The sequence below is a fragment of the Bacillus sp. FSL K6-0268 genome (assembly GCF_038005425.1).
Taxonomy (GTDB): Bacteria; Bacillota; Bacilli; order Bacillales; family Bacillaceae_G; genus Bacillus_A; species Bacillus_A thuringiensis_S.
In genome coordinates this window covers 3,464,875-3,480,000 of sequence record NZ_JBBOTF010000001.1, presented here as the reverse complement: position 1 = coordinate 3,480,000, position 15,126 = coordinate 3,464,875, and the positions used below count along the sequence as shown (strand labels likewise).

Below are 15,126 nucleotides of genomic sequence, written 5' to 3'. Positions count from 1 at the left end.
CCCCCTCAAGATGAGATTTCCCATAGCGTAAGCTAGTAAGATCCCTGAAAGATGATCAGGTTGATAGGTTCGAGGTGGAAGCATGGTGACATGTGGAGCTGACGAATACTAATAGATCGAGGACTTAACCATATAATATGTAGCAAATGTTATCTAGTTTTGAAGGAATATGCCTTCAATAGTTTGGTGATGATGGCAGAGAGGTCACACCCGTTCCCATACCGAACACGGAAGTTAAGCTCTCTAGCGCCGATGGTAGTTGGGACCTTGTCCCTGCGAGAGTAGGACGTCGCCAAGCAACTAAAACACGAGTCATTTGACTCGTGTTTTTTTGTATTGTTAAAAAGAATGGGAAAGAAGTAATGGTAATACAAACACGTTGCCCAAGAGTTAATCATATTATATAAGAGATGGGTGTATATTTTTCTGGAAATTGTTAAGGATTAGAAGTATAAAATAGGTTCACTTAAATAGGGAGGGAAGGTTATGAAATTACAAAGTGAAGTTTGTATTGTTTGTGAGACAAAAAGAAAAGAAGGTATATATGTTTATAATAATTTAATATGTTATGAATGTGAAAAGGATATGGTGAACACAGAGACAGATGATCCAAAATATATACATTATTTAAAGCAACTTCGAAAATTAGAAGTATCATATTTTTAAATAGGCATATGCCTATTATTTTTTTTGTTCTGTATAATAGATGGAGAATGAATTATAAGGAAGAGATGTAGATGAATCAAAATCATATGCCTTTATATGAGGCGTTAATAGAGTTTAAAGAAAGAGGGGCGTTATCTTTTCATGTTCCAGGTCATAAGAATGGTTTAAACTTCCCTCAGAAGGCAATAAGAGAGTTTAAAGATATTCTATCTATTGATGTAACTGAGTTAGCAGGACTGGATGATTTGCATAGTCCGTTTGAATGTATAGATGAGGCACAACAATTATTGACTGAAGTGTATGATACAAAGAGAAGTTATTTTTTAATTAATGGTTCAACAGTCGGGAACTTAGCAATGATTTTGTCTTGTTGCAGGGAACATGATATTGTTCTTGTACAAAGAAATTGTCATAAATCAATTATTAATGGTTTAAAACTAGCGGGAGCAAATCCCATTTTTTTAGATCCATGGATTGATGAAGCTTATAACGTACCAGTGGGAGTTCGTAATGAAATTATTAAGAAAGCAATTGGAAAATATCCAAATGCGAAAGCACTCATTTTAACGCATCCTAATTATTATGGTATGGGGATGGATTTAGAGGCAAGCATCGCTTTTGCACATGCACATAAAATCCCTGTTTTGGTAGATGAGGCACATGGGGCACATCTTTGTTTGGGAGAACCATTCCCAAAATCAGCGTTAACATATGGTGCAGATATTGTAGTTCATTCTGCACATAAAACATTACCCGCAATGACAATGGGTTCCTATTTACATATAAATGGTCACTTAGTAGACGAAGAGAAGGTTACTACTTATTTAAGTATGCTACAATCTAGTAGTCCATCGTATCCAATTATGGCTTCCTTGGATATAGCACGCTTTACAATGGCGCGTATAAAAGAAGAAGGACATGGTGAAATTGTTGAGTTTTTACGGAGATTTAAGGAACAGTTACGTTCTATTCCACAAATCGCCATTTTAGAATATCCGTTGCAAGACGAGCTAAAGGTTACCGTACAAACTCGTTGTCAGTTATCAGGGTACGAATTACAGTCCGTATTTGAAAATGTCGGTATATATACAGAGATGGCTGATCCGTACAATGTCCTATTTATTTTACCCCTGCAAGTAAATGAGGAGTATATGAAGGTTATAGAGATGATCCGAGTAGCATTGCAACATTATGACGTGAAAGACAAGAGGGAATCTATTCGTTATACTTATAAAGGTGAATTCTCTCCTTTGCCGTATACGTATAAACAACTAGAAGGATATGGAACAAAGATAGTATCTATAGAAGAGGCTGTTGGAATGATAGCGGCGGAAATGGTAATTCCGTATCCACCTGGAATTCCATTGGTTATGTATGGAGAGAGAATTACTTCAGAGCATAAAGAGCAAATTATGTATTTAGAGAGAGCAGGAGCTCGTTTTCAAGGTAATACGAAATATATGAAAGTGTATGATATAGAAAGTAGGTTTTAGGATGAAGGGATTATTTGTAACAATTGAGGGTCCAGAAGGTTCAGGTAAAACAACGTTAATTAAAAGCTTATTACCATATTTTGAACAAAAAGCACAAAAGGTAATGGCGACAAGGGAACCAGGTGGTATTGCAATTTCTGAGGACATTAGGACGATTTTACATAAACAAGAATATACGATGATGGAAGCACGTACAGAAGCGCTTCTTTATGCTGCTGCGCGCAGACAGCATTTAGTAGAAAAAGTTATGCCAGCACTTAATGAGAACTATCTCGTGCTATGTGATCGTTTTATAGATAGTTCTTTAGCATATCAAGGCTATGCAAGAGGGTTGGGTATGGATAAGGTATTTGAAATAAATCGTTTCGCAACAGAGGACTGTATGCCTAGTTTAACAATTTATCTAGACATTGAGCCTGAGGTTGGTTTGGCTCGAATTGAAAAAGATGCAGGACGTGAAGTAAATCGACTAGATATGGAAGATATCTCTTTCCATAAACGTGTGCGCGAAGGGTATTTACAAGTTGTAGAACGTTTCTCGGATCGTATTGTATTGGTAAATGCTGATCAGCCGATGGAAAAACTTATAGAAGAAGTTGTTCAGATTATAGAAGATAAATTGTTATAATAGAAGGAAAGAATGAAATAAGTGAGGTATGCATTATGATGAAGACGTGGGAGCAGCTTTCTGCTATACAACCCATCGGTGTAAAAATGTTGATGAATAGCATTGCAAAAGAGCGTATATCCCACGCTTACTTGTTAGAGGGAGGGAAAGGTACGGGAAAGTTTGCGACAGCAATTCAAATGGCAAAGAGTTTCCTCTGTTCTCAGCGGAATGGAGTAGAGCCCTGCCATGTATGCACAAATTGTAAGCGAATTGATTCAGGTAACCACCCTAACTTACATATTGTAAAACCAGACGGATTATCTATTAAGAAGCAGCAAATTCATGATTTACAAGAAGAGTTTTCAAAAACAGGATTAGAGGCAAATAAAAAATTATATATTATTGAGCACGCAGATCGTATGACAGCAAATGCGGCAAATACACTTTTGAAATTTTTAGAAGAACCAAGTAGTGATACAACCGCTATTTTACTTACTGAACAAAGTCATCAAATTTTAAATACGATTTTATCTCGCTGCCAAGTTGTTACGTTTAGACCGTTACCTACGGAATCTTTAATTAGAAGATTACAGGAAGAAGGTATTACAGCATCTTTATCGACACTTGCTGCTCAACTCACAAATAGTTTTGATGAAGCTTTAGCTTTATGTAGTGATGAATGGTTTGCACAAGCACGAGCTTTAGTGATAAAATTATGTGAAGCGCTCGAAAAAGATAAAACCTCTATTTTTTTTGTACAAGAAAAATGGGGAAAACACTTTGGAGAGAAAGAACAATTACAACAAGGTTTAGATATGTTACTCCTTATTTATAAGGATTTACTATATGTTCAACTTGGAGAAGAAGATCGTCTTGTTTTTCATGAGCAGAAAGAGATGTTTGAATCGTTTTCCTATGCTCAGAAGCGCATTGTATCAGCTCTCTTTAATATATTAGAGGCAAAAAATAGAATCAACGCTAATGTAAATGCGCAGCTTGTGTTCGAACAGTTAGTGTTGCGGTTGCAGGAGGGATGACCGTTTTGTATGATGTAGTAGGTGTTCGCTTTAAGAAGGCCGGAAAGGTATATTACTTTGATCCAAATCAGTTCGATATCTCTGAAAATGAGTTTGTCATTGTAGAAACGGTAAGAGGTATTGAATACGGAAAAGTAGTTATTACCAAAAAGCAAGTTGATGAAAACGACGTTGTATTACCGCTAAAAAAGGTTATTCGTATTGCAAATGAAAATGATCGTACCATTGTTGAAGAGAACAAACATGCTGCAAAAGAAGCATATCAAGTCTGTCAACAAAAGGTAGTAGAGCATAATCTTGATATGAAACTTGTAGATGTAGAGTATACATTCGATCGTAATAAGATTATTTTCTATTTTACTGCGGATGGTCGGATCGATTTCCGCGAACTAGTGAAGGACTTAGCGGCAATTTTTAGAACAAGAATTGAACTAAGACAAATTGGTGTTCGTGATGAAGCGAAGATGCTAGGTGGTATTGGTCCATGTGGTCGTATGCTTTGTTGTTCTACTTTTTTAGGAGATTTTGAACCTGTATCCATCAAAATGGCAAAGGATCAAAATTTATCATTAAATCCTGCAAAAATCTCTGGTTTATGTGGTCGCTTAATGTGTTGCTTAAAATATGAGAATGATGAATATGAGGCAGCAAAGGAACAACTTCCTGATTTAGATCAACGTATACAAACCCCGCATGGTACTGGCCGTGTTATCGGATTAAATATTTTAGAAAGATTAATTCAAGTGGAACTAGTAGACAAGGAACGGATAGTAGAATATACGTTAGATGAGTTAGTGAATAAAGGGGTCGTTTCGAGTCAAACCACAGATTAATGAGGTGGGTGCTTGTGGAGAAAAAAGATATTTTTGAATCGGTTTCTAGTATGGAAGAGCAAATTGGACATTTATACAAACAGTTGGGAGAGTTAAAACAGCATCTTGCAGAGTTGTTGGAAGAAAACCAGCATATAAAAATGGAAAATAACAATTTGCGACACCGTTTTGAAGAAGTGCAGAATAAAGAAAAACAAAAAACTCAAAAGCGTAAAGAAGTGAAGCCGAAGACAGATATTGGTGAAGGCTATGACAATTTAGCGAGACTGTATCAAGAAGGTTTTCATATTTGCAATCTACATTATGGAAGTGTACGTAAAGAGGGAGATTGTTTGTTCTGTCTGTCATTCTTAAATAAAAAGTGAAATTACCTTTCCAATTATAATTGGAAAGGTAATTTTTTATACATGAAATAGGGTAGGTTAAGGGTAAGAAAAGGAGCAGTATATGAATTTATATGAAGATGAACGTTTAGATTACTTATTAGCGCAAGACATGAAGATTATACAAAGCCCATCAGTATTTAATTTTTCTTTAGATGCTGTTTTACTGGCAGATTTTGCATGGGTACCAATTCAAAAGACCTGCGGTAGTATGTCAACTGAAAAATAATATATTTTGAAGTTATCAAAGGACAAATTGCTTAAAAAAGACATCACGAAACTAGACCAGCACCGCATGTAAAATACTGGAATTGATTGAAAGGTAGCGATGACAAGTTTTATGTCACACTTTCACACACCTTTCAGGCGTAAAGAGTTGGTGATTACGTAGTAGCGCATCCACCAATCGCACAAATTTTCTTGCGGTTAGAACGAGTGCACGTTTGTGTTGATGTTTTGGTACTTCATTATACTTTTTTGCGTAATATTCTTGGTATTCCAATACATGCTTTCTTACAGAGTTGGCGGCTTCAACTAAGTAATACCGCAAGTAATGATTCCCATTACGAGATAATGAAGTATTTTCAGCGGTGAACCGGCCAGACTGGTATGTACGCCAATATAACCCGGCATATTTTGCGATTTTGGTTTCATCGTCAAATCTTTCGATTTGGCCAATTTCAGCGATAATACCAGCGGCATATATAGGCCCGATTCCAGGAATGGATTCTAATGTTTGCGTTAATCCAGCCATGATCCGCTTAATAGATTTTTCTAGTTCTTTAATTTGTCTTTGATAGGTACGAATGATTTCGATTGATGTTCCTAAAAGAATATCGATTGAGTCTTCTACCACCTTATCTAAACGGTACGACGTGCGAACAGCCTTTTGAATGGTTGATGCGACACATTTCGGGTCACCAAATCGATTTTTACTCTTTTCCTGTAGGAACTCAGCGAGTTCCTCTAAAGGCATGTCAGCTAGCTCTTCTAGACTGAATTTTTCAAGGAACAATTCCATCATGGCGTTACCAAATATAGAAGAATCGACTTCTTGTGAGAACGTATTACATTTATAACTTAGGTGTTGTAGAAAATGTTGTTTCTCCTTTGTCAACATTCTAACGAGTTGATAACGAGCTCTTGTTAATTGCTGTAATGCCACGTATTGACTTTCTTTCACGATGGACATTTGATTTCGCCCAAATCGTAAATAATCAGCGATGACAAAGGCATCAATTTCGTCAGTCTTATTCATGTCTGAATAACTTTTCTTGAAGTTTGCGACTTGTTTTGGATTTAGAAGAAATACCTTTGTGCCAAATCTTTTTAAGTCTTCGTCATGATGGAGAAACATGGATGGGTGAAAACTGTAAACAGATGTAGATTCTAAGCCGATTTTTAAAGTTTCAACCTCTTGATTGGTTGTGCACTGTAATAATCGTTCTTTAAGTACCTGTGCACCTGGTAAGTCATTACTGACTGAAAAAGAATCTAGCTTTTCTCCTTCACCATTTAAAAAGCAAACTTTCATATCAAACGAACTTACATCTAGACCAACAAATAATCTCACGTAAGAGACCTCCTTTCGATTTAGAATCATTGCTTGGACGTCTCGAGATATCTCTAGTGTGTACGCCGACCAACAACCTCGTGTATAAGAGCTAGTCCTGAATCGAAAGCCGCCCTAGAGCTACTAACATCTAGGTTCGAGGATCAGGCTGCTCAGCCTGCGAGTAGGGAGCCCCGCGCGTTCACTGAGAAACACTCTTTTCGTGTGGTAAATCCACAGGGGAATACAGAATTGTCCCAAATGATCCTAAGACCATTATCTAGAAATATCTTGAGACGTCCAAGTATTTTCTTTATTACTGGACTCTTATTAGAGAGAAAAACTAAGCCTGAGATAGGGCTTAAATATTAATATACGAGGGGAATTTACTTGATTTGTGTACAGGTAACGCAGTTGTCCCCCTTCTATTAAGTACAAGAACAAAAGGAAAGATTACTGGTGTGGAAATTCAAGAACGCTTATATGATATGGGAGTAAGAAGTGTTCAATATAATGGGCTGGAAGAAAGAATTCACCTCATACATGGAGATTTGAAAGATATGCCAGAGAAACTCGGACGTCATCAATATGATGTTGTTACATGTAATCCACCATATTTTCAAACACCTCAAACTTCAGAGAAAAATATGAATGAACATTTAGCGATAGCTCGTCATGAAATTATGTGTACATTAGAAGATGTTGTATCTGCAAGTAGTCAGTTAGTAAAACAAGGTGGGAAAGTGGCGTTTGTACATCGTCCAGGGCGATTACTCGACATTGTCACATTAATGCGTAAATATAAAATTGAACCAAAGCGTGTGCGATTTGTTTATCCTAAGGTTGGAAAAGAAGCAAATACATTGTTAATTGAAGGAATTAAGGATGGAAATGCAGATTTAAAAATTTTACCACCTCTCGTTGTATATGAGAACAATAACGAATATACAAAGGAGATACGTTCAATTTTATATGGAGAAGAATAAGCATTTTTTTTATGTGGTAGAGTGCTCTGATGGAAGTTATTATGCTGGATATACAAACCATATAGAAAAACGAATACAGACTCATAATAGCGGCAAAGGAGCTAAGTATACACGCGTCAGGCTTCCTGTCGTTTTAAAATATGTAGAGACCCATGATGATAAACGTACAGCTATGCAAGCGGAGTATTACTTTAAGCAATTAACGAGAAAACAAAAAGAGGCATATATGCAAAAAGGAGAACGCTATGTGGCAACAAAAAAGCTTTCAACAAAATGAAAAGGGAGTTTTATATTTAGTACCAACTCCTATTGGAAATTTAGAAGATATGACATTTCGTGCAATCCGAATTTTAAAAGAAGTTGATTTAATTGCTGCTGAAGATACGAGACAAACGAAAAAACTTTGTAATTATTTTGAAATTGAAACACCTGTCACGAGTTATCATGAGCACAATAAAGAAGTAAGTGGGAAGAAAATATTAGAGAAATTAGAGGATGGAAAGAATGTAGCACTTGTTAGTGACGCTGGTATGCCGTGTATTTCTGATCCAGGTTACGATATTGTTGTTGAGGCAGTAGCTGAGCAATATCATGTAATTCCGCTTCCTGGAGCAAATGCAGCCCTTACAGCATTAATTGCATCTGGTCTTGAAACAAAGCAGTTTTATTTCTATGGTTTCTTGCAGAGAAATAAAAAGGAACGAAAGATGGAGTTAGAAAAGCTTCGTTATGTACAAACTACAATGATGTTTTATGAAGCGCCTCATCGTTTAGATGATACTTTAATTTCGATGCAGGAAGTGTTGGGAAATAGAGAGATTGTATTATGTCGGGAGTTAACGAAAAAATTTGAGGAATTTATTCGAGGAACAGTCGAAGAAGCAATTGAGTGGACGAAGCAAAATGAGGTACGTGGTGAGTTTTGTATTTTAGTAGCTGGTTCGACAGAAGAACCTGCTCCAGAAGAACAATGGTGGGAATCTCTTTCAGTATATGATCATATTGAACACTATATAAATGAAAAAGGTATGAATTCAAAAGAAGCGATTAAAACAGTCGCTAAAGATCGAGATTTGTCGAAAAGAGATGTATATCAAATCTATCATGTCGATAAAAAATAAGCTTCTCATAATTGAGAAGCTTATTTTGCTGTTTCGATATAATCTTGAAGTTCGTTTAAGATTTGCTCAGCGCCTTCTTTGCTTAAGATGATTTTACCTTCAGCTAAAGAAAGGTTACCGTCAGATACTTCACCAGTTACTTGGCAAGTCATGTTTGGTTTATATTTTTTTAAGATGATTTTCTCGTCATCAACATAGATTTCAAGAGCATCCTTTTCTGCAATACCTAAAGTACGGCGTAATTCGATTGGAATTACTACACGACCTAATTCATCAACTTTACGAACAATACCAGTAGATTTCATAATTTTTTTCCTCCTAAATAAATAGTTTATAAGTTTCGAGTCTATTTTTAGATTCGTCATTTTTCGACAAAATACCCTATGGACATATGATACCAATCATTTACATTTCCGTCAATTCTTAAATTCTATATTTTTTAAAAAGATTTATAGATTTCTTATTTCTTATATATAATAGATTGAGAGGAAATTCCACAATTATTTACATTGTTTTCTGAAAAATTAACAAATTTTAAGTGGAGATTGTATATTTTTTTGGAATATGAGCAATAGATGATAAAGATATCGAGCATTAAGAACCCAAATTCAAAATTAGGTTGGGGTAAAGAAGATAAGTGAGATTCGGGCTGCTCGTAAAAGCCCGATTGATGTGGGCTAATAATCAGTGGGGATGAACAAAAACCCCGCTGATTAAAGTTTCACTTTATATATGAGTTTTTGATATACTGTTTATAAATACATATGAGGTTATTCGGGAGGTCCAAAACAATGACAGAGGAAAATAAGTCCTTTTATATTACTACCCCAATTTATTATCCAAGTGGAAAATTACACATTGGACATGCTTATACGACAGTAGCAGGAGATGCAATGGCACGATATAAGCGTATGCAAGGATACAATGTTCATTATTTAACAGGAACTGATGAGCATGGACAGAAAATCCAAAAAAAAGCAGAAGAATTAAATATTACACCACAAGCATATGTGGATAATATTGTTGCAGGAATTAAAGAACTTTGGGAGAAGATGGATATCTCTTATGATGATTTTATTCGTACAACTGAAGATCGTCATAAAGATGTTGTTGAAAAAATCTTTAAGCAACTAGTAGATCAAGGTGATATTTATCTTGATGAATATGAAGGTTGGTATTCTGTACAAGATGAGACATTCTATACGGAGCATCAATTAGTAGATCCAATTATGGAAGGTGACAAAGTAGTTGGAGGAAAAAGTCCAGATAGTGGTCATGATGTAGAACTTGTTCGTGAAGAATCATATTTCTTTAGAATGGGTAAATATGTCGACAGACTATTAAAATTCTATGAAGATAATCCACATTTCATTCAGCCAGAGTCTCGTAAGAATGAAATGATTAATAACTTCATTAAACCAGGCTTAGAAGATTTAGCAGTTTCTCGTACTTCATTTGACTGGGGAGTTCGTGTTCCAGGTAATCCGAAACACGTTATTTACGTATGGGTTGACGCATTATCTAACTACATTACAGCATTAGGTTATGGAACAGAAAATGAAGAGATGTATAAGAAATTCTGGCCGGCAGATGTGCATTTAGTTGGAAAAGAAATCGTTCGTTTCCATACAATTTATTGGCCAATCATTTTAATGGCATTAGATTTACCTCTTCCGAAAAAAGTCTTTGCTCATGGCTGGATTTTAATGAAGGATGGAAAGATGAGTAAGTCAAAAGGAAACGTAGTAGATCCAGTTACATTGATCGATCGTTACGGATTAGATGCATTACGTTATTACTTACTTCGTGAAGTTCCATTCGGATCTGACGGTGTATTCACACCAGAAGGATTTGTGGAGCGTATTAATTTCGATCTAGCAAATGACTTAGGTAACTTATTAAATCGTACAGTAGCTATGATTGATAAGTACTTTAACGGAGAAATCCCTGCATTTAAAGCGAATGTAACGGAATTTGATGAAACGTTAGTAACGTTTGCAAAAGATACATTGAAAAAAGTAGAAGAGGCAATGGAGAATATGGAGTTCTCTGTAGCGTTAGGATCTATTTGGCAATTGGTTAGTCGTACGAACAAATATATTGATGAAACACAACCATGGGTATTAGCGAAAGATGAGAATGATCGTGAAAAGTTAGCTTCTGTAATGGCTCATTTAGCAGAAGTACTTCGTCAAACAGGTATTATGCTTATGCCATTCTTAACAGTAGCACCAAGCAAGATGTTCGCTCAGCTTGGCCTTACTGATGAGGCTCATAAATCTTGGGAAAGTCTATCTACAATTGGCTGTATTCCAGCTGGAACAAAAGTAGAAAAAGGAAACCAAATTTTCCCTCGCTTAGAAATGGAAGTGGAAGTAGAGTACATTAAGGAACAAATGAAAAGCTCTGCTCCTAAAGTAGAAGAGAAAAAAGAAGAAGAACCGAAGGCAGAAGAAATTACAATTGATGATTTCTTTAAAGTAGAATTACGCGTAGCAGAAGTACTATCTGCTGAACCTGTGAAAAAAGCAGACAAGTTGTTAAAAATTCAACTAGACTTAGGCACAGAAAAGCGTCAAGTTGTTTCTGGAATTGCGAAATTCTATTCGCCAGAGGACCTAAAAGGTAAAAAGGTTATTTGTGTAACAAACTTAAAACCTGTAAAATTACGCGGTGAATTATCGCAAGGTATGATTTTAGCGGGTGAAGAGAATGGCGTATTGTCATTAGCATCAATTGATCAAAATCTACCAAATGGTACAAAAATCAAGTAATTAAGACAAGAAAAGAGATGTTTCACGTGTAACATGTGTGAAGCGTCTTTTTTCTTTTTACACTCTCTATTTTTGCATTAAGATTGTAGTATTGTTATCGTTAAGTTATTAAAGAACTTATTTTTGTAGAATAAACTTGATTTCAATATAAAAGGAGTTATGTATTATGTTGTTTGATACACATTCACATTTGAATGCAGAGCAATTCGAAGAAGATTTGCAAGAAGTTATTGCCCGAATGAAAGAAGCGGGAGTTACTTATACAGTTGTTGTTGGTTTTGATGAAGTAACGATAAAAAAGGCGATGGAATTAGCTGAAGCCTATGATTTTATTTACGCTGCGGTTGGATGGCATCCAGTTGATGCAATTGACATGACAGAAGAACATTTAGCTTGGTTAGAAGAACTTGCTTCTCATCCTAAAGTCGTTGCACTTGGAGAAATGGGTTTAGATTATCACTGGGATAAGTCTCCAAAAGAAATACAGAAAGAAGTATTCCGTAAACAAATTACATTAGCTAAAAAAGTGAAATTGCCGATTATTATACATAACCGCGATGCAACTCAAGATATTGTTGATATTCTAGAAGAAGAGAATGCAGCTGAAGTAGGAGGCATTATGCATTGCTTTAGCGGCAGCGTAGAAGTAGCAGAGCGATGTGTTGATATGAACTTTTTAATTTCGTTAGGCGGACCAGTTACATTTAAAAATGCTAAGAAGCCGAAAGAGGTTGCTACGGAGATTCCATTAGAGAAATTGTTAATAGAGACGGATTGTCCGTATCTAACGCCGCATCCATTTCGAGGGAAACGAAATGAACCGAGTTATGTAAAACTCGTAGCAGAAGAAATTGCGAATTTAAAAGGAATTTCTTATGAGGAAGTAGCAGAAATGACAACCAAAAATGCAAAATTTTTATTTGGTGTTGAATAAAAAAGAATGGGGAAACCTGTTCTTTTTTATTTTGAAAAAACACTAGTAGAAGTGATGAAGAAAATAAATGTGAATGATGAAGTGTTACAATAAGGACAGAGAACAAAGATTTTTCTATTCTATTTTTTAAAATATAAGAATGGGGAAAATAATAATGGAAAAGTCGTCATTTTTTTGTTTTACTAAGTAGAGACGAAACGAGTGTGGAGGCAAGCATGAAAATAAAAGAGATTATCGTTGTAGAAGGTAAAGATGATACAGTTGCGATTAAGCGTGCTGTTGATGCGGATACAATTGAAACGAACGGTTCAGCAATCGGTGATCATGTTATTGAGCAAGTTAAATTAGCGCAACAAAAAAGGGGCGTTATTATTTTCACAGATCCGGATTATCCTGGAGAGCGTATTCGAAAAATTATTTCTGACAAGGTTCCCGGCTGTAAGCATGCCTTTTTACCGAAGGAAGAAGCGCTTGCTAAAAGGAAAAAGGGAGTTGGGATCGAACATGCTTCTAATGAGTCGATCCGCCGTGCTCTAGAGAATATACATGAAGAAATGGAAGTTTATACAAGTGAAATTAGTTGGAGTGATTTAGTCGATGCAGGCTTAGTGGGCGGAGAAATGGCAAAGAGCCGCAGAGAAAGAATGGGTAAGCTATTAAAGATTGGTTATACAAATGCAAAACAGTTACATAAACGATTACAGATGTTTCAAGTTTCAAAGGAATCATTTGGAGAAGCTTATAAGCAAGTAATACAGGAGGAAAAAAAATGAAGGATATCGCAACGCCAAATCGTACAAAAGACATTGTTGAAAAGTATGGATTTTCATTCAAAAAAAGTTTAGGACAAAACTTTTTAATTGATACAAATGTATTAAATCGTATTGTCGATCATGCTGAAATTGGTTCAGAAAGTGGTGCAATTGAAATTGGACCAGGTATCGGTGCATTAACAGAGCAATTAGCGAAGCGTGCTAAAAAAGTAGTGGCTTTTGAAATTGATCAAAGACTATTACCAATTTTAGATGAGACGTTAGCACCATATGGTAACGTTACAGTTATTAATAAAGACGTACTAAAAGCGGATGTACATGAAGTATTTAATGAGCAATTTGAAGAAGGGCAAGATGTAATGGTAGTAGCTAACTTGCCATACTATATTACAACGCCAATTTTATTTAAATTGCTTGAAGAAAAGTTACCAGTTCGTGGATTTGTTGTTATGATGCAAAAAGAAGTTGGAGATCGTTTAGCTGCTAAACCTGGAACGAAAGAGTATGGTTCTTTATCGATTGCCATTCAGTATTATACAGAAGTTGAAACAGTTATGACTGTACCGCGTACAGTGTTTGTACCACAGCCAAATGTTGATTCTGCAATTATTCGCCTTCTAAAGCGTCCGAAACCGGTTGTAGAGGTGACAGATGAAACATTCTTCTTTGAAGTAGTACGAGCAAGTTTCGCACAGCGCCGTAAAACTTTAATGAATAATTTATCAAATAATTTAAATGGTTTCCCGAAAGATAAGGAATTATTGGATCGAATTTTAACAGAAGTAGGAATTGATCCAAAGCGAAGAGGCGAAACGCTATCTATTGAAGAGTTTGCAACATTAAGTAATGCATTGGTTCTTCATAAATTATCATAAGAATATGAAAGGGACAGTTCAACTTGAACTGTCCCTTTTGTCACCTTTCTCCCTCTAAATTCATATTTTAAAAACAGGTAAGATGGCCTAATGAGTTTGGAGGTAGGAGAATGGCTTTACATGTTGGAGAATTAGTGGAACGATATTCTCATAAGAGGGATATTCTTTTTCGTATTATAGAAATAAAAGGCGAGATAGCTATATTGTTTGGAGAGGAAATTAGACTGGTGGCGGATGCGCCACTTGAAGATTTAATTAGTATAGATCAACGAGAACATAAAAAAAGGGTGAAGCGTGAGAAAGAAACAATGGAGCGCACGTATCGTTTGTTTCAACAAGATTATGTGTTAATGAAACAAAGGCATGAACATACTTCAACTGGTGGATACACAAGTGAGGTGAATTATTTTCAAATGCCGGGACGTGTATTGCATATAGATGGAGACCCTTTATATTTGCGCAAGTGCTTAGACTTATATAACAAGATTGGCGTTCCTGTACAAGGTATTCATTGTAAAGAAACGGAGATGCATGAAAAAGTAGTAGACTTAATAGATCACTTTCGCCCAGACATTCTCGTTATTACGGGGCATGATGCATATACAAAATCGAAAGGAGTGAAGGGAGATTTAGCGGCATATAGGCATTCAAGGCATTTTGTACAGGCTGTTCGAGAAGTGCGAAAAAAATATCCATCATTGGATCAACTTGTTATTTTTGCTGGGGCATGTCAATCGCACTTTGAGGCACTAATTCGTGCAGGGGCCAATTTCGCTAGTTCACCATCTAGAATTAATATTCATGCACTAGATCCCGTATATGTAGTTGGTAAAATTAGTTTTACTTCATTTATGGAGAGAGTCAATGTATGGGATGTCGTACGTAATACAATTACTGGTGAAAAGGGACTAGGTGGAATTGAAACGAGAGGGATTTTACGAACGGGATTACCTTTTCAACATTACGAAGAGTAAGCAGGGTACATATGTATCTTGCTTTTTTGTATGGAAGGATTTAAATGAATTTGGATAAAAAGAGGCAAGAACGTACAGACTACGTAATGATACTTTTACAATATAGTATTTCTTC

At 35.9% G+C, this 15,126-nt stretch carries 15 protein-coding genes, 2 rRNA genes and 2 pseudogenes (1 of these 19 only partly in view); 17 read left to right on the top strand and 2 right to left on the bottom strand.

Going from position 1 to position 15,126, the window contains the following annotated elements; genetic code table 11:
• The 9 genes and pseudogenes from MHI28_RS17970 to MHI28_RS17930 form a co-directional block, all read left to right on the top strand.
• Positions 1 to 132 (top strand): 23S ribosomal RNA (locus tag MHI28_RS17970) (it extends 2,790 nt beyond the left edge of the window).
• Between the two features lie 50 nt (positions 133 to 182).
• Positions 183 to 298, top strand: a 5S ribosomal RNA gene (gene rrf / locus MHI28_RS17965).
• 188 nt (positions 299 to 486) lie between these two features.
• Positions 487 to 666 (top strand): sigma factor G inhibitor Gin, encoded by a 180-nt coding sequence (locus MHI28_RS17960; RefSeq protein WP_000776279.1) that lies wholly within the window; start codon positions 487 to 489, stop codon positions 664 to 666.
• A gap of 71 nt (positions 667 to 737) precedes the next feature.
• A complete protein-coding gene (locus MHI28_RS17955; RefSeq protein WP_001073003.1) occupies positions 738 to 2,159 on the top strand; it encodes an aminotransferase class I/II-fold pyridoxal phosphate-dependent enzyme in 1,422 nt (473 codons plus the stop codon).
• Position 2,160: 1 nt separating this feature from the next.
• Positions 2,161 to 2,787, top strand: a complete 627-nt coding sequence (gene tmk / locus MHI28_RS17950) for a dTMP kinase (RefSeq protein ID WP_000677218.1) — start codon at positions 2,161 to 2,163, stop codon at positions 2,785 to 2,787.
• Positions 2,788 to 2,822: 35 nt separating this feature from the next.
• Positions 2,823 to 3,806, top strand: coding sequence for a DNA polymerase III subunit delta' (holB, locus tag MHI28_RS17945; protein ID WP_000978578.1), 984 nt, complete (start codon positions 2,823 to 2,825; stop codon positions 3,804 to 3,806).
• A 5-nt stretch (positions 3,807 to 3,811) separates the two neighbouring features.
• Complete coding sequence (locus MHI28_RS17940) at positions 3,812 to 4,639, top strand: PSP1 domain-containing protein (protein WP_000272429.1); 828 nt, start codon at positions 3,812 to 3,814, stop codon at positions 4,637 to 4,639.
• Between the two features lie 14 nt (positions 4,640 to 4,653).
• Entirely contained in the window at positions 4,654 to 5,004 is a 351-nt protein-coding gene (gene yabA, locus MHI28_RS17935) for a DNA replication initiation control protein YabA (RefSeq protein ID WP_000412063.1), read from the top strand.
• 82 nt (positions 5,005 to 5,086) lie between these two features.
• Positions 5,087 to 5,221, top strand: a pseudogene (locus MHI28_RS17930) (hypothetical protein); the annotation flags it as partial.
• Between the two features lie 144 nt (positions 5,222 to 5,365).
• On the opposite strand, the gene MHI28_RS17925 reads toward MHI28_RS17930, so the two are convergent.
• Positions 5,366 to 6,595, bottom strand: a complete 1,230-nt coding sequence (locus tag MHI28_RS17925) for an IS110 family transposase (protein ID WP_100909797.1) — start codon at positions 6,593 to 6,595, stop codon at positions 5,366 to 5,368.
• A gap of 350 nt (positions 6,596 to 6,945) precedes the next feature.
• Here MHI28_RS17925 and MHI28_RS17920 point away from each other — a divergent pair.
• The 3 genes and pseudogenes from MHI28_RS17920 to rsmI form a co-directional block, all read left to right on the top strand.
• Positions 6,946 to 7,560, top strand: a pseudogene (locus tag MHI28_RS17920) (tRNA1(Val) (adenine(37)-N6)-methyltransferase); the annotation flags it as partial.
• The gene (locus tag MHI28_RS17915) at positions 7,547 to 7,837 is read left to right on the top strand and encodes a GIY-YIG nuclease family protein (RefSeq protein WP_000414350.1); all 291 of its coding nucleotides are present in this window, start codon (positions 7,547 to 7,549) and stop codon (positions 7,835 to 7,837) included. The pseudogene MHI28_RS17920 and the gene MHI28_RS17915, both read left to right, overlap by 14 nt.
• Positions 7,806 to 8,681: a 16S rRNA (cytidine(1402)-2'-O)-methyltransferase gene (rsmI, locus tag MHI28_RS17910; RefSeq protein ID WP_000267816.1), complete on the top strand. Its 876-nt coding sequence runs from the start codon at positions 7,806 to 7,808 to the stop codon at positions 8,679 to 8,681. The genes MHI28_RS17915 and rsmI overlap by 32 nt, the downstream gene beginning before the upstream one ends.
• Before the next feature lie 20 nt (positions 8,682 to 8,701).
• On the opposite strand, the gene MHI28_RS17905 is transcribed toward rsmI, so the two are convergent.
• Positions 8,702 to 8,986 (bottom strand): AbrB/MazE/SpoVT family DNA-binding domain-containing protein, encoded by a 285-nt coding sequence (locus MHI28_RS17905; protein WP_000843036.1) that lies wholly within the window; start codon positions 8,984 to 8,986, stop codon positions 8,702 to 8,704.
• A gap of 486 nt (positions 8,987 to 9,472) precedes the next feature.
• Between MHI28_RS17905 and metG the strand changes: the two genes are divergently transcribed.
• The 5 genes from metG to yabG all read left to right on the top strand — a co-directional run bounded on the left by metG (position 9,473) and on the right by yabG (position 15,011).
• Entirely contained in the window at positions 9,473 to 11,455 is a 1,983-nt protein-coding gene (metG, locus tag MHI28_RS17900) for a methionine--tRNA ligase (RefSeq protein ID WP_418921913.1), read from the top strand.
• A 166-nt stretch (positions 11,456 to 11,621) separates the two neighbouring features.
• A complete protein-coding gene (locus tag MHI28_RS17895; RefSeq protein WP_000895845.1) occupies positions 11,622 to 12,389 on the top strand; it encodes a TatD family hydrolase in 768 nt (255 codons plus the stop codon).
• A 215-nt stretch (positions 12,390 to 12,604) separates the two neighbouring features.
• Positions 12,605 to 13,162, top strand: coding sequence for a ribonuclease M5 (rnmV, locus tag MHI28_RS17890; RefSeq protein ID WP_000692842.1), 558 nt, complete (start codon positions 12,605 to 12,607; stop codon positions 13,160 to 13,162).
• Positions 13,159 to 14,037, top strand: a complete 879-nt coding sequence (rsmA, locus tag MHI28_RS17885) for a 16S rRNA (adenine(1518)-N(6)/adenine(1519)-N(6))-dimethyltransferase RsmA (protein ID WP_000651548.1) — start codon at positions 13,159 to 13,161, stop codon at positions 14,035 to 14,037. The genes rnmV and rsmA overlap by 4 nt, the downstream gene beginning before the upstream one ends.
• Positions 14,038 to 14,147: 110 nt before the next feature.
• Entirely contained in the window at positions 14,148 to 15,011 is an 864-nt protein-coding gene (gene yabG, locus MHI28_RS17880) for a sporulation peptidase YabG (RefSeq protein WP_001173734.1), read from the top strand.
• The last annotated feature ends 115 nt before the right edge of the window (positions 15,012 to 15,126 follow it).

Bases quoted from the DNA above. Each gene is read 5' to 3' on its own strand.
- rsmA (WP_000651548.1), top strand. From the start codon at position 13,159: ATGAAGGATATCGCAACGCCAAATCGTACAAAAGACATTGTTGAAAAG.
- rsmI (WP_000267816.1), top strand. From the start codon at position 7,806: ATGTGGCAACAAAAAAGCTTTCAACAAAATGAAAAGGGAGTTTTATAT.
- MHI28_RS17955 (WP_001073003.1), top strand. From the start codon at position 738: ATGAATCAAAATCATATGCCTTTATATGAGGCGTTAATAGAGTTTAAA.
- MHI28_RS17895 (WP_000895845.1), top strand. From the start codon at position 11,622: ATGTTGTTTGATACACATTCACATTTGAATGCAGAGCAATTCGAAGAA.
- rnmV (WP_000692842.1), top strand. From the start codon at position 12,605: ATGAAAATAAAAGAGATTATCGTTGTAGAAGGTAAAGATGATACAGTT.
- holB (WP_000978578.1), top strand. From the start codon at position 2,823: ATGATGAAGACGTGGGAGCAGCTTTCTGCTATACAACCCATCGGTGTA.
- MHI28_RS17960 (WP_000776279.1), top strand. From the start codon at position 487: ATGAAATTACAAAGTGAAGTTTGTATTGTTTGTGAGACAAAAAGAAAA.
- tmk (WP_000677218.1), top strand. From the start codon at position 2,161: ATGAAGGGATTATTTGTAACAATTGAGGGTCCAGAAGGTTCAGGTAAA.
- metG (WP_418921913.1), top strand. From the start codon at position 9,473: ATGACAGAGGAAAATAAGTCCTTTTATATTACTACCCCAATTTATTAT.
- yabG (WP_001173734.1), top strand. From the start codon at position 14,148: ATGGCTTTACATGTTGGAGAATTAGTGGAACGATATTCTCATAAGAGG.
- MHI28_RS17915 (WP_000414350.1), top strand. From the start codon at position 7,547: ATGGAGAAGAATAAGCATTTTTTTTATGTGGTAGAGTGCTCTGATGGA.
- MHI28_RS17905 (WP_000843036.1), bottom strand. From the start codon at position 8,986: ATGAAATCTACTGGTATTGTTCGTAAAGTTGATGAATTAGGTCGTGTA.